Source organism: Magnetococcales bacterium, assembly GCA_015228815.1.
Taxonomy (GTDB): Bacteria; Pseudomonadota; Magnetococcia; order Magnetococcales; family UBA8363; genus UBA8363.
Map to the genome: position 1 here is coordinate 1 of JADGCV010000042.1, position 12,810 is coordinate 12,810.

Consider the following 12,810-nt stretch of genomic DNA (forward strand, 5'->3'; position numbering starts at 1 on the left):
ATCCCACCACGTACACAAAATTGGCCTTGCTGCGCAGCAGGCGTTTCAAGGCCCAGTCGAAGCTGATCAACCGCCGTTGTTTCACTTTTGTTGGTCCTTGTTGAAACCCGATCAACTTTCAACTTTGAAAAGTTGCACGCTGATCACAAATCCATGATAGTCTTTTTGCCATGAAAAACAAGTCGAAATCCTGGTTGAACACTGGGAAATGCTCAGCGGTGGAATAAGTCTCCGGACGCTCCAGTATCCGTCCGGTCTCCCTCGGCGACCAATCCGGGATCGATGTGCGGACGGATTTTTTCAAGATAGAGAAAAATCACCGGGGTGATGTACAAGGTCAGCCATTGGGAAAGGACCAACCCGCCGACGACGGCGATTCCCAGGGGTTGCCGTGCCTCTCCGCCCGCGCCCCATCCCAGGGCGATGGGGAGGGTTCCCACCAGTGCGGCCATGGTGGTCATCATGATGGGACGGAAGCGGACCAGACAGGCCTGACGGATCGCCTCCAGGGGGGAGGCGCAGGTGGTGCGTTGCGCCTCGATGGCGAAGTCCACCATCATGATGGCGTTTTTCTTGACGATGCCGATCAGCATGATCAATCCGACATAGCTGAACAGATTCAACTCCATGTCGAACAATTTCAAGGTCAAAAGCGCCCCGAGGGCCGCCGCCGGCAACCCGGAAAGGATGGTCAGGGGGTGAACATAGCTTTCATAAAGCATTCCCAAAACCAGATAGATCACCAGCACCGCCAATCCAAGAAGCCAGCCCATCCCGGTCATCGACGATTGGAAAACCTGCGCCGAGCCCTGAAAACTGGCGCTGATGGCCCCAGGCATCCCCAGAGTGGCGCGAAGGGCGTCGATCGTTTCGATGGCCTGACTCAGCGAACGACCAGGGGCAAGGTCGAAGGAGATGGTGACGGCGGGAAGCTGTCCTTGATGGGAAATGGAGGAGGGGCCGACCGTTCGTTCGATGGTGGCGATTGCGTCGAGCGGGACCAGGGTGTCCCCGGCGCCGCGGATACGGATCGATCCTGGCAGCGACGGATCGGTCCGGTAGCGGTCGTCCAGTTCCAGGAGCAATGGATACTGGTTGCTCGACCCCTGAAGCGTCGCAATTTGCTTGGGGCCATAGGCCAGATAGAGGGTCTGTTCCAGCCGTTCGGGGGTAATGCCCAGAATGGCCGCCTTGTCGCGATCGATGGTGATCAACGCCTGCGTTTTTGCCAACTGCATGTCGGTGGTGACATTCAGAAAACCGGGTGCTTCCCGCAGTCGTTTTTCCAGGGCGTCGGTCCAATGATAGAGTTCCCGGGTATCGGTTCCCTGAAGGGTGAACTGGTATTGGCTTTTTGTCAGTCGGGTACCGATCCTGATGGATGGAATGTTCTGGATGAAGGCCTTGATTCCGGGAACACCGACCAGTTGCGGGCGCAGCCGCTTGACGATTTCATCGGCATGGGGGCGTTGGTTCAGCGGCTTGAGACGAATGAAGATTCTGCCATTGTTGAGGGAGGAGGGGGTCGAACCACCACCGATAAAGGACATGGTGGTCTGGACCGCGGGATCGGCGTTGATGATTTCCGCCAAACGCCGTTGCCGTTCCTTCATGGCTTCGAAGCCGATGTCCTGTTCCGCTTCGGTGAAACAAAAGAGCGATCCGGTATCTTCGCTGGGCATGAACCCCTTGGGCATGTCATATCCCACCTGGATCGTACCCACGGCCATCAGAAGAAAGAGAAACACAACGGTGCGCCGGTGGCGCAGGGACCAGTCGAGGGATCGGGCATATCCGCGGCGCAGTGCGAGAAACACCGCTTCGCTACCGCGAATCAACAGATTGGCCTGGGCCGGATCGTGGCGCCTCAGAATGCGGGAACACAGCATCGGTGTCAGCGAAAGGGAGATCACGCCCGAAAGAATGACCGTGGCGATGATGGCGACCGAGAATTCATGAAGCAGACGACCCAGAATTCCTTCCATGAACAGGACGGGGATGAACACGGCGGCGATCGACAGGGTCATCGAAATGATCGTGAAGGCGATCTGCCGCCCGCCGTCAAGGGTCGCCTGCCACGGAGATTTTCCCTCTTCCATGTTGCGGATGATGTTTTCCATCATGACGATGGCATCGTCCACGACAAACCCGACCGAAAGGGTCAGCGCCATGAGCGAGATGATGTTGATGCTCATGTCAAGGTGGAGCATCAGCGGGAAAACCCCAACGAGCGACAGGGGAATGGCAAGGCTCGGAATCAGCGTCGCCGAGGCGTTGCCAAGAAAAAGATAGGTCACCAGGACCACCAGGGCGAGGGAGAAGATCAAGGTCAACTGGACGTCGCGCACCGATTCACGAATGCTTTGCGAGCGGTCGAACATGACGATAAGTTCGGTTGCCGCTGGAAGTTGTTCGCGGAGGGTGGGGAGCAGACTGGCGATGGCGTCGGAGACGGCGATGGTATTGGATCCCGGTTGGCGTTGAATGGCCAGGACAACCCCTCGGGTGGCGTTGAACCAGGCGGCGCTCAGGTCGTTCTCGGCGCCATCGATCACCTGGGCGACCTCGTCCAGCCGCAGCGGCAGTCCGTTCTTCTGGGTGATGACGATCGAGCGATACTGCGTCCCCTTGGGTTCCCTGGTGGGGGTCTCCAGGGAAATCATCCGTTCCGGATTGATGAGAAAACCGCTGGGAAGGTTGGGATTGTTGCTTTGGATCGCCTGTTCCACGTCTTCGAGCGACAGGTTGTTGGCGGCCAACCGGTCGGGGTTGACCTTGACGCGAACGGCGGGGGTTTGACGACCGTAGATGTTTACCTGGGCCACTCCCGGCAGAACCGAGAGACTTTGCGACAGGGTGGTGTCGGCAAATTCGGAGATTTCTGTCAGAGGGAGCGTCGCCGAGGTCAGGGCGAGATAGAAGATTGGCAGATCGGCCGGGTTGACCTTGCGGTAGGAAGGGCTTGAGGTCATGTTGTTGGGGAGGCGGCGCTGGGCAGAGGAAATGGCCGCCTGAACATCCTGCGCCGCGGCGTCGATATCGCGATCGAGGGTGAACTGCAATGAAATCTGCGTCGATCCCAGACTGCTGGTCGATGTCATGGTCTCAAGGCCGGCGATGGTGGAAAACTCCTTTTCCAGCGGCAGGGCGACCGAATTGGCCATGGTGTCTGGAGAGGCCCCGGTCAGGGAGGCAGACACTTGAAGGGTCGGATAATCCACGCTCGGCAGCGCCGCCACCGGCAGCAGGTGATAGGACAACAGCCCAAGAAGCAACAGACCCGTCATCGTCAGGACCGTGGTCACGGGACGATGGACGAAAAACGCGGGTATGTTCATGGCTTTTCGTCCTTCTTTCCGGCAACCTCCACCTTGGCTCCGGGTTTGAGCCGCCATTGTCCCACGGTGACCACCGTTTCCCCGGCGGCCAGTCCTGTTGCGACGACCGCCTCGGCCTTGTCTTCTTCGACAAGCCGTATGGGTCTCAGGTCAACCGTTTGATCCCCCTTGACAATGTAGACAAATGGCCCATCACTTCCGGTCTGTATCGCTTTGGCGGGAATGACGAGCGATTCGGGACGATCGGCCAGTGTCAGATCCAGGGTGACATACATCCCGGGCCACAGAAGGCGTTCCCCGTTCGCCCCCTCGGCTTCGAGACGGAGAGAACCCGTCTGGCGATCGATGGCGTTATCGATCGATTTCAGGGTCGCCGGCAGGGAAACCCCTGTTTGACCGTCCGGAAAAACAGCCATCATCAAAGGTTTTCGTGCATGATTCTGGCGGATCTCGGCAAAATGGCGTTCGGCAACGGTCAATGCGATGCAGATCGGATCGATCTGGTGGATGACCACCAGGGGCGTGGTGTCGTTGGCTTTGACAAGATTACCAGGATGGATCAGAACCTGTCCGGTCTGGCCGGAGAGTGGGGACCGGATGCGGGTAAACCCCAGTTGCAATTCTCCTTCGGCGATGGCGGCGCGATCCGCCAGGACGGTCGCTTCCAGGACCCGGCGATTTGCCGCCACGGTGGCCAGATTTTCTTCCGATGAAATGTGTTCCTTGTTCAGCAGGCTCTGCCGACGCTCCCTGGATCGCGCCAGATCCAATTGCGCCAGGTCTTTTTCCAGGTTGGCGCGCAACTGGTCGAGGCGCAGACGGTAACGGCGGTCATCGAGGTCGAACAGGGGATCGTTGATTTCGACCGCGACCCCGTCGGCAATGTGGCTCGTGACGATCTCTCCGTCCACCTGGGCCTTGATTGCCACCGTTCGGCAACTCTCGGCATGCCCCAGGGCATGGATGATCCGGGGGACGTTCTTTTTCACGACCGTTGCCGTCGAGACGGGGACCGGCGGATCGTCCGGTTTCTTCTTTTCCGTCCCGGTTTCCGTGGAACAAGAGGTACACAGGATTCCCATCACGAGGGAAAAACCGATCGCCAATAACGGGCGCGGAATCATTTTCATTCAGGATATCCGTCGGGGGCATGGCGTTGTCATCGGGCGACTCCTGTTCTTCCCATCGATCGCGGAGCGAATTTCATTCGTTCCGTGGGGCGGACGTAATCATGATTGGCAATGAAGGGGAAAAATGTTTACCATGAGCCTGGGCTGTCCGCCACGATGAGATCGACCAACCGACCGTTGTCGATCCACCGCGAGGGCGGATGTTTTTTACTCTTGCCAATCCCTCAACCTGTTGCAAGGAGAAACCGGTCATGTCAGCCGACAATGAGGAAAAAATTCGTTTGCGCGCCTATGCCCTGTGGGAAGAACAGCATCATCCCCATGGCCGGGATCTGGAGTTCTGGTTCGAGGCGGAACAACAATTGAAGCTTTCCGGCGAGATTGGACGGCACGATTACGCCAACGATCCGGTTGTCATCGCCCATCCGGCAGAACAATAAATAACGCCGATCTTCAATGTTAAGGCAGGCCTTTCGTTGGCAAGATGGTCTGCCATATCGTTGACCTTGGGCCGGTCGATGGGGAGCAACCGGCTCAATTTTTTGATCCCGGAAAGACCGGTTCGAAAATGATCCTTCAACCGGAAAAGGGTTCCATGGTATCCCACCGATGACACTGGGGACATTTCCAATAAATATCCTGCGACTGAAAACCACATTGAGAACATTGAAAGCCGGGTTGCCGTGACATTAAATGATCCAGGCAACGTACCGCCACCCCCAACGCCTCTTCTTCCCGATTCAGATGTTCCAGCAGCCGCACGAGAAAACGGGCCAATTCCACCGATCCCGGATACTTGGAATAGCCTTTCAAGAGTACATCGACTGCCTCGCGGGTTCGGCGATGCGATTGCAGTTCGCGGCTCCACAATGCCACCAGACGCGGCGATGCGGTCGGGGCGTTGATGGCGTCCCACATGCAGGATTCAAATCCCTCCATGTCGCCCTTCTGGGCATAGGCCCGTTTCAAGGGTTCCACCAGCATGAAAAAATGGCTGGGGCGATTTTTTTTCAATGTGGCAAAGGTTTGGATCGCCGCCTTGATCTTCCCCTGGTTCAACTGGGCCTCTCCCAGCAGACGAAACGCTTCCACGCATCCGGGATAGACCCGAATCGCCTTGCGAAACCATTCGATCGCCGGTTGATTGTCGTTTTCTTCGCCGCCTCGCGATTGCTCCAGGCCGATCTTGATCAGTAGATGGGCTTCACGCCGGGGATCCTCTTCTCCGGTCACCTTGATCAGCCGGCGAAGAACCTCCAGGGCCATATCCCACCGACCCTCGTTTTCATGGATTGCCTGAAGTCCCGCCAATGCCTTGCGATGATGGGCATCCAGGTCCAACACCCGGCGATAGGCATCCACAGCCCGATCGACAAACCCCCCTTGGCGGTAATCTTCCGCCAGGGCATACAATGCCGCCTTGCGATGGGCATCACTCAGATTGGGGCGGGCGATCAGGTTTTGATGGATGCGGATGGCCCGTCCCACTTCGCCGCGTGAACGAAACAGGTTGCCCAGGGAAAGATGAATCTCGACGGTTTCCGAGTTGATCCGGACGACATTGACAAAGGCTTCGATGGCCTTGTCGGGTTCATCGGACAGGAGAAAGTTGAGACCACGAAAGGTATAGGAGGTTTCCTGCCGCCGTTCCTGATCTTCACCCGAACCGGAGGCATCCTCGCGCCCCATCCGGTAGCCGGCCCGAAAGACAACGGCTCCGACCGTGATCGCCAGGGCGGCCCAACCTGTCAAATGCGCTAGATCCATCAATTCGGTTGACCAATCGGGCGGTTTATGGAAGCGGTGAGGCCGGGGAATCCTTTCATCGGGCAATCAGGAACCGTCAGGGTTGCAGATCATGATCCAGGGGTTGATTGCGCAAATTGGTCAATTCTCGTTCCAGGGATTGGTTTTGTCTTTGAAGATACTCTGTCCGCCGCCGCATGGCGCTGATGCGCCCCCAACCGGACACCGCTCCAAAGAAAAATCCCAGCAACATGAAAACGAACGCGAGGACAAATACCGGAATGCTGGCAAAATGCCAGTATCCAGGAATGTGAATGATCACCTCTTCCTGGTTGTTCAGCGCAAAAGCCACAGCCACGATGGTCAGTAATACCACCGTGCCAAGATTGATCCAACCGTTCATGCCAGCCAATCTGAAAAAAATTGCTCGGTGTGGCCGTGGAAGACAATGTCACTGCCACAACAAAAAAGTCCATCGGAATACCTTGCTCCGACAGCCCCCTGCAACCGTCACCTTCTCAAAATGCATCAATGAATGCTTCAAAGTGCTCGCCCGGTTTCCCGCAGGACAAATCATTTTTCAAAAATCTCAACCAGGGATTCCCCCCCGTCTAATAATTCTATTGCATGACGAAGGTGTTTGGAAAGAATCTGTTTCAACCTTATATTGGAAGTATTGCCACACGTCAGCCATATTACTTTTGGCGGGGGGCCAGATCGAAGGAGCATCTCTGGAAAATCGGCATCCTTGGTTACAACAACGACATTATGTTGTCTTGCAGTCTGAAAGATAACTTCGTCCGAGGAGTTCATCAAATTCAAATCGCGTACCGCAACAGCAGCCATGGAGAAACTTTCTTCAATCCAGGCTGCCAGTGATGGCGGAAGTTGGGCATCGATCCATAAAATCATGCAGCCAAGACCGGATGTTGCAGCTTCTGGCTGGCATACTTTAAGCAAGCCGTGATGTCTTCTTCAACCAGATCTGGCAGCTCATCCACTATTTGCGCAGGAGCCAGACCACTGGCCATAAGATCCAGCACATCCGTTACTCGTATGCGCATTCCCCGAATACACGGACGGCCACCGCATTGTCCAGGCGTGATGGTGATACGATCATAATATTGGCTCATGCTGCCTCCCGTACCCCGTTTTACTCCTTCCTGACCAGGAATCGAAACGTCAACCATGATGCCCTTTGGGCAAGATGATAGGAACCCATTTTTCTTTCAAACAGTTGTTTTGATTCTTCCCAAACGTTGGAAATGAATTGCTTTACACGTCCATTTTGCCCCAGGGGGGCTCAATCGACAGCCCCCCTGATCCAGATGAGACAAGTAACTGACTACGAATCAGCAATCGACCCGTTCCCGCAATTCCTTACCTGCCTTGAAAAACAATACCCGTTTCGAATCGACATGGACTTTGTCTCCCGTTTTGGGATTGCGTCCATCGCGGGAACGACGTTCTTTCAGGCCAAAACTGCCGAAGCCGCGAAGTTCGACCCGGTTGCCATTTTCAAGGGATTGACTGATCTCCTCGAATACCGTATCGACGACCACCTCGGCATCTTTTCGCGACAGGTTTTTTTGTCGCGCCAGGGCGTTGATCAGAGACGACTTGGTCATATTCCATTCACCCCCAGATTTTAAGGCTTGAGCATGAGGAAAACCGAGAAAAACATCAACCACCCGCTTTTCTCTCAAGGGCTTTGCTCAGAGCCTCGCCCAGGCTGCTGGTGGCGGTGCCGCTGTCGGTCGTGTACTCCTTGAGGGTTTCCCGTTCCTGGACATTTTCCAAGGCACGGACTGAAAGGGCGATTTTGCGTTTTTGCCGATCGACCTGAAGTATGATCACATCAATCACCGCACCGGCGGGCAGATTGGTCCCTTCGGGATCATCCTTGGAAAATTCATTTTTGCGCAGGAGACCATCCACCTGCTCGGAAAGGGAGACCACGACCCCGGCGCCGATGGCCTCCTTGACGGTCCCGCGCACGGTCGAGCCCTTGGGATGGGCATCGACCCACAGGGTCCAGGAGTCGGGATTGGCCTGTTTCAACCCGAGGGAGATCCGTTCTTTCTCGGGGTCGAGCGAAAGGACGACCGCCTCGACCTCCTGGCCACGCTGGAACTGCTTGAGGGCATCCTCGCCCGCGCCCGCATCCCAGGTCACGTCCGAAAGGTGAACCAGACCGTCGATATCCCCTTCCAGACCGATGAACAGGCCGAATTCGGTGATGTTCTTGATTTCTCCCTTCACCGTGCTGCCCACCGGGTGACGTTCGGCGAAGATCATCCAGGGATTTTCCATGCACTGCTTGAGTCCCAGGGAGATGCGGCGCCGATCGGCATCGACATCGAGCACCATGACCTCGACTTCCCGGCCAACTTCGAGAATCTTGGAGGGATGGACATTCTTTTTGGTCCAGGCCAGTTCGGAGACATGGGCCAGACCTTCGACACCCGATTCCAATTCGACGAAGGCGCCGTAATCGGTGATGTTGGTGACGACTCCGCGAAATTTGACGCCTGCGGGATATTTGGCGCCGATACCTTCCCAGGGGTCGGTCTGGAGTTGTTTCATTCCGAGGGAGATGCGCTGGGTTTCGGAATTGAACTTGATCACCTGCACCGAAACGGTATCGCCGACGGAGACGACGTTGGAAGGGTGTTTGACCCGTTTCCAGGACATGTCGGTGATGTGCAGCAGACCGTCGAGACCGCCAAGATCGACGAAGGCGCCGTAATCGGTGATATTCTTGACGATACCGTCGAGGATCATCCCTTCATGAAGGGTTTCCAGGAGGGCGGAACGGGCGCTGTCGCGTTGTTTTTCGATCACCGACCGGCGCGAAACGACGATGTTGCCGCGACGACGGTCCATTTTGAGGATGTCGAAGGGTTGTTCCTCGTCCTGAAGACGCATGATGTCATGGACGGGACGGACATCCACCTGGGATCCGGGGAGGAAGGCGGAGAGGGAGTTGAGATCGACCGTATATCCCCCCTTGACCTTGCCGACGATGCGGCCATTGACGACTTTCTTGTCGTTGAAGGCCTTTTCGAGGAGCATCCAGGCCTCTTCGCGTTTGGCTTTTTCCCGCGACAGCACTGCCTGGCCATTCTGATCCTCGCAGCGTTCGACAAACACGTCCACGGTATCGCCAATACCGACTTCGAGTCTGCCGTTGGCGTCCATGAACTCACGAATCGTCAGCCGGCCCTCCGATTTCAGGCCGACATCGATGATGAATTCTTCACCTTCCTGTTGGATGATGGTGCCGGTGACGACCTGTCCTTCTTTTCCGACCCCTTTTTCAAACGAATCCTCCAACAGTGCGCCAAAGTCTTCGTCCTCGAGTTCGATATCTTCAGACCTCAGTTCCACACCCACGTTGACACCTTCAATTGTTGATTGATACCAAGCCGCAGTTTCGATTTCCGATCCGACTAAGGATCGTAGTTCCTGGTTTTGCATCTGGTCCGGGTCAAGAATTCAATTCGCGCCCCGACTTGTCTTGTCCCGTGCCTCGACCAGACTCCCCACCGAATCCGGAAAGGGATTCGGGACCAGGGAAACGACGAGCCGTAGCGATCTTTCCATGTTCGAGCTATTGGGTCGGGAAAGAGCGGTTGGTTCGTCGTTGATGCACCAACGGTTCGATCAGTGCGGCCACCCGGTGTCGGCTTTCATCCAATGACATGTGCGTGGTATCCACGACCACGGCATCTTCGGCAGGGAGCAGAGGGGCATGGGTTCGGCCCATGTCTCTGGCGTCCCGGAGTTTCATCTCCTCCAACACCCTGGGCAAATTAACAGTTTCTCCCCGTTCTTGCAACTCCAAAGCCCGACGTTTTGCCCTTTCTTCGACCGAGGCGGTCAAAAAGATTTTGCGTTGGGCTTCCGGCCATACCACGGTGCCGATGTCGCGTCCGTCGAGAATGATGTCCTGTTTGCCGCCATGGTATCGTTGGAAATCCTTGAGGGCGCTGCGTACCGCGCCCAGGGCGGCCACCTTGGAGGCCTCCATGGCGACATCTTCGCGACGCAGTTGGTCGGAAACATCGATGCCATCGAGCAGGGATTCGAAGCGATTTTGATCCAGCCGGCAGGAAAAGGGCATGCTTCGGGCCAATCGGGCCAGGCGTTCCGGATCCGCCGTCAACCCGCCTTCACGGAGGGACAAAAGGCCCACGACGCGGTAGAGTGCGCCGGTTTCGAGGTATTCCAGTCCAAAGCGAATGGCGACCCAACGGCAGATGGCGCCCTTGCCGGCCCCGGCGGGTCCATCGACGGCGATCACCAGTCTGTCGCGGGTCATACCCATGGTCGTTCCATCCTGATGCCCAAATCCTGCATCCTTTGAATGAAGTTGGGAAAGGAGGTGGCGATATTGGCGGTTCGCAAAATGGTTACCGGGTTTTGGCAGCGCAGTGCCGCGATGGCCAGGCTCATCGCCACCCGGTGATCGGTGAGGGAATCGACCACCACGCCGCCCATCAGGCCATCGGGGTGACCGTCGATGACCACGCCATCGTCCGTTTCCTTCACCTGCGCCCCCAGACGGCGCAAACTGTCGGCCATGGCGAAAATACGATCCGATTCCTTGTGTCGCAGTTCCTGGGCCCCGGTCACGACCGTTCGTCCGTGGGCGAGGCTGGCGGCGACGAAGAAGATGGGAAATTCATCGATGGCCCTGGGGATTGTTTCGGGTGGTACGGTGATTCCCTTGAGTTCTGAGTACACCACCCTCAGGTCGGCGACCGGTTCGCCCCCTTCGAGGCGTTCGTTTTCGCGTGTGATCGAGGCCCCCATGGCCGAAAGCAGATCCAGGAGTCCTGTGCGTGTCGGATTGACGCCGACGCCTTCGATGGAAAGGTCGCTTCCCGGAATGAGCGTCGCGGCAACGATGAAAAAGGCGGCGCTCGAAATATCTCCAGGGACGCGGATGGTCCGTCCTTTCAGGACCGGCCATCCCTCCAGGGTGATGGTACGGCCCTCGTGATGAATGTTGGCCCCGAATCCCTGCAACATCCGTTCGGTATGGTCCCGGGTCGCTTCGGGTTCGGTGACCTGTGTGACTCCGGGGGTGTTGAGTCCTGCCAGAAGAAGGGCGCTTTTGACCTGGGCCGACGCGACCCGGGTATCGTGTTCCAGGGGCAACAGTTCTCTGCCGCGGATGGCCAGGGGGGCGAGGCGATTGTTGTCGCGTCCGAGGATGACGGCGCCCATCCGGGTCAAGGGTTGGATCACCCGACCCATGGGACGGGTGCGCAGACTTGCATCTCCCGTGACCACGGAGAAAAAGGATTGACTGGCAAGGAGACCGGTCAGGAGGCGCATGCCGGTTCCCGAGTTGCCCATGTCGAGCACCTGGTCGGGTTCCGACAATCCATCCAGGCCCACCCCTTCGATGGCATGGGTTCCCGGGCCGCGTTCGGTGATGGTCACCCCCATGGCGCGAAAGGCGGCCATGGTGCGCAGGACATCTTCCCCTTCGAGGAGACCTTCGACCACCGTTTCTCCTTCGGCCACCGAGCCCAGGATGATCGACCGATGGGAGATCGACTTGTCGCCGGGGACGCTTATGATACCGCTCAGCCCCCGGCCTGGTTCGAGCGGCGTCACCCGGAGCGATGGATCGACCGATCCCTGGATGGGAGAGGCGTCATTCTTTTCGGTGTCGGCGTTCATTTGCGTCCCCCCTTGTTGAGGTGCAGCACCCGGTCGCGGGTTTGGCGTGATTGGGCGAAGATGCCGAACAGGGTCTCGCCATCACCGCGATCGACCAGATCGCGCAGAAGGTCCAGATCGCGACCGAATCGGGTGATCATGTCGAGGATGGCGGACCGGTTTTCCAGACAAATATCGCGCCACATCGTCGGGTCGGAGGAGGCGATCCGGGTAAAATCGCGAAAGCCGCTGGCGGAAAATCGGAACACTTCCGATTTGACATCGGTTTCCAGGTCCGAGAGAGTTTTGACGATGTTGTAGGCCATGAGGTGGGGGAGGTGCGAGGTTGCGGCCAGGACCTGGTCATGGTGCCGTGGATCCATGATTTCGACCTGGCTTCCGACCGCTTCCCAAACGATCCGGACCTGTTCCAGGGCATCGACGGCGGTTTTCGGGGTTGGTGTCAGGATGGTTCGGCTCCCCTCGAACAGGGTGGCGAACGAGGCTTCGACGCCCGAATGTTCGGTACCGGCGATGGGATGACTGCCGATAAAATGAACCCCTGGTGGCATGGCTGCCTCGCAGGCGGTCACGATCGAACCCTTGACGCTGCCGGCGTCGGTCACGACCGCTCCGGGCATCAGGCCGGGGGCGGCGGCCTGGATGATGGGAACGATGGTTCGGACCGGTGTGGCCACCAGGACCATGTTGGCTCCCGCGACTCCGGCTACCGGATCGGTGGTGCATTCATCGATGACCCCCAGTTCCATGGCCTTTTGCAGGCTTTCCTGGGTGCGGTTGATTCCGACGACATGTCCCACCGAATCCCGTTCCTTCAAGGCCCGGGCCAGGGAGCCGCCGATCAGACCGACTCCGATGATCGAAAGTTTCTTGATGAAGAAGGACATGGATTCCTGTTT

The 12,810-nt window shown here is 57.4% G+C and carries 12 protein-coding genes; 1 reads left to right on the plus strand and 11 read right to left on the minus strand.

The features are described 5' to 3' along the window. Positions 1–212 precede the first annotated feature (212 nt). Together HQL76_14810 and HQL76_14815 are read right to left on the minus strand one after the other, a co-directional pair. Complete coding sequence (locus HQL76_14810) at positions 213–3,338, minus strand: efflux RND transporter permease subunit (GenBank protein ID MBF0110436.1); 3,126 nt, start codon at positions 3,336–3,338, stop codon at positions 213–215. Continuing rightward, on the minus strand, positions 3,335–4,468 hold the full coding sequence (locus HQL76_14815) for an efflux RND transporter periplasmic adaptor subunit (GenBank protein ID MBF0110437.1): 1,134 nt from the start codon (positions 4,466–4,468) through the stop codon (positions 3,335–3,337). Before HQL76_14815 ends, HQL76_14810 begins: the two co-directional genes overlap by 4 nt. A gap of 251 nt (positions 4,469–4,719) precedes the next feature. Here HQL76_14815 and HQL76_14820 point away from each other — a divergent pair, with 251 nt between their 5' ends. Further along, entirely contained in the window at positions 4,720–4,908 is a 189-nt protein-coding gene (locus HQL76_14820) for a DUF2934 domain-containing protein (protein ID MBF0110438.1), read from the plus strand. 136 nt (positions 4,909–5,044) lie between these two features. Here HQL76_14820 and HQL76_14825 read toward each other — a convergent pair whose 3' ends face one another. The 9 genes from HQL76_14825 to HQL76_14865 form a co-directional block, all read right to left on the minus strand. Then, on the minus strand, positions 5,045–6,235 hold the full coding sequence (locus tag HQL76_14825; protein MBF0110439.1) for a tetratricopeptide repeat protein: 1,191 nt from the start codon (positions 6,233–6,235) through the stop codon (positions 5,045–5,047). A gap of 76 nt (positions 6,236–6,311) precedes the next feature. Continuing rightward, positions 6,312–6,617 carry a LapA family protein gene (locus HQL76_14830; protein MBF0110440.1) on the minus strand — a complete coding sequence of 102 codons (306 nt, stop codon included), beginning with the start codon at positions 6,615–6,617 and terminating at the stop codon, positions 6,312–6,314. A gap of 170 nt (positions 6,618–6,787) precedes the next feature. Then, positions 6,788–7,126, minus strand: coding sequence for a DUF5615 family PIN-like protein (locus tag HQL76_14835; GenBank protein ID MBF0110441.1), 339 nt, complete (start codon positions 7,124–7,126; stop codon positions 6,788–6,790). After that, entirely contained in the window at positions 7,123–7,347 is a 225-nt protein-coding gene (locus HQL76_14840; GenBank protein MBF0110442.1) for a DUF433 domain-containing protein, read from the minus strand. Before HQL76_14840 ends, HQL76_14835 begins: the two co-directional genes overlap by 4 nt. 219 nt (positions 7,348–7,566) lie before the next feature. Then, complete coding sequence (locus HQL76_14845) at positions 7,567–7,842, minus strand: integration host factor subunit beta (protein ID MBF0110443.1); 276 nt, start codon at positions 7,840–7,842, stop codon at positions 7,567–7,569. Positions 7,843–7,897: 55 nt separating this feature from the next. Beyond that, positions 7,898–9,694: a 30S ribosomal protein S1 gene (gene rpsA, locus HQL76_14850; protein ID MBF0110444.1), complete on the minus strand. Its 1,797-nt coding sequence runs from the start codon at positions 9,692–9,694 to the stop codon at positions 7,898–7,900. A 133-nt stretch (positions 9,695–9,827) separates the two neighbouring features. After that, positions 9,828–10,538: a (d)CMP kinase gene (locus tag HQL76_14855; protein ID MBF0110445.1), complete on the minus strand. Its 711-nt coding sequence runs from the start codon at positions 10,536–10,538 to the stop codon at positions 9,828–9,830. Then, positions 10,535–11,911: a 3-phosphoshikimate 1-carboxyvinyltransferase gene (aroA, locus tag HQL76_14860; protein MBF0110446.1), complete on the minus strand. Its 1,377-nt coding sequence runs from the start codon at positions 11,909–11,911 to the stop codon at positions 10,535–10,537. The genes HQL76_14855 and aroA overlap by 4 nt, the downstream gene beginning before the upstream one ends. Beyond that, entirely contained in the window at positions 11,908–12,798 is an 891-nt protein-coding gene (locus HQL76_14865; protein MBF0110447.1) for a prephenate dehydrogenase/arogenate dehydrogenase family protein, read from the minus strand. The genes aroA and HQL76_14865 overlap by 4 nt, the downstream gene beginning before the upstream one ends. Between the last annotated feature and the right edge of the window lie 12 nt (positions 12,799–12,810).

What these genes read in the sequence shown, in the direction of transcription:
- HQL76_14840 (MBF0110442.1), bottom strand. Translation starts at nt 7,347, where the DNA reads ATGAGCCAATATTATGATCGTATCACCATCACGCCTGGACAATGCGGT.
- HQL76_14855 (MBF0110445.1), bottom strand. Translation starts at nt 10,538, where the DNA reads ATGACCCGCGACAGACTGGTGATCGCCGTCGATGGACCCGCCGGGGCC.
- HQL76_14865 (MBF0110447.1), bottom strand. Translation starts at nt 12,798, where the DNA reads ATGTCCTTCTTCATCAAGAAACTTTCGATCATCGGAGTCGGTCTGATC.
- aroA (MBF0110446.1), bottom strand. Translation starts at nt 11,911, where the DNA reads ATGAACGCCGACACCGAAAAGAATGACGCCTCTCCCATCCAGGGATCG.
- HQL76_14835 (MBF0110441.1), bottom strand. Translation starts at nt 7,126, where the DNA reads ATGATTTTATGGATCGATGCCCAACTTCCGCCATCACTGGCAGCCTGG.
- HQL76_14820 (MBF0110438.1), top strand. Translation starts at nt 4,720, where the DNA reads ATGTCAGCCGACAATGAGGAAAAAATTCGTTTGCGCGCCTATGCCCTG.
- HQL76_14830 (MBF0110440.1), bottom strand. Translation starts at nt 6,617, where the DNA reads ATGAACGGTTGGATCAATCTTGGCACGGTGGTATTACTGACCATCGTG.
- rpsA (MBF0110444.1), bottom strand. Translation starts at nt 9,694, where the DNA reads ATGCAAAACCAGGAACTACGATCCTTAGTCGGATCGGAAATCGAAACT.
- HQL76_14845 (MBF0110443.1), bottom strand. Translation starts at nt 7,842, where the DNA reads ATGACCAAGTCGTCTCTGATCAACGCCCTGGCGCGACAAAAAAACCTG.
- HQL76_14810 (MBF0110436.1), bottom strand. Translation starts at nt 3,338, where the DNA reads ATGAACATACCCGCGTTTTTCGTCCATCGTCCCGTGACCACGGTCCTG.
- HQL76_14815 (MBF0110437.1), bottom strand. Translation starts at nt 4,468, where the DNA reads ATGAAAATGATTCCGCGCCCGTTATTGGCGATCGGTTTTTCCCTCGTG.
- HQL76_14825 (MBF0110439.1), bottom strand. Translation starts at nt 6,235, where the DNA reads ATGGATCTAGCGCATTTGACAGGTTGGGCCGCCCTGGCGATCACGGTC.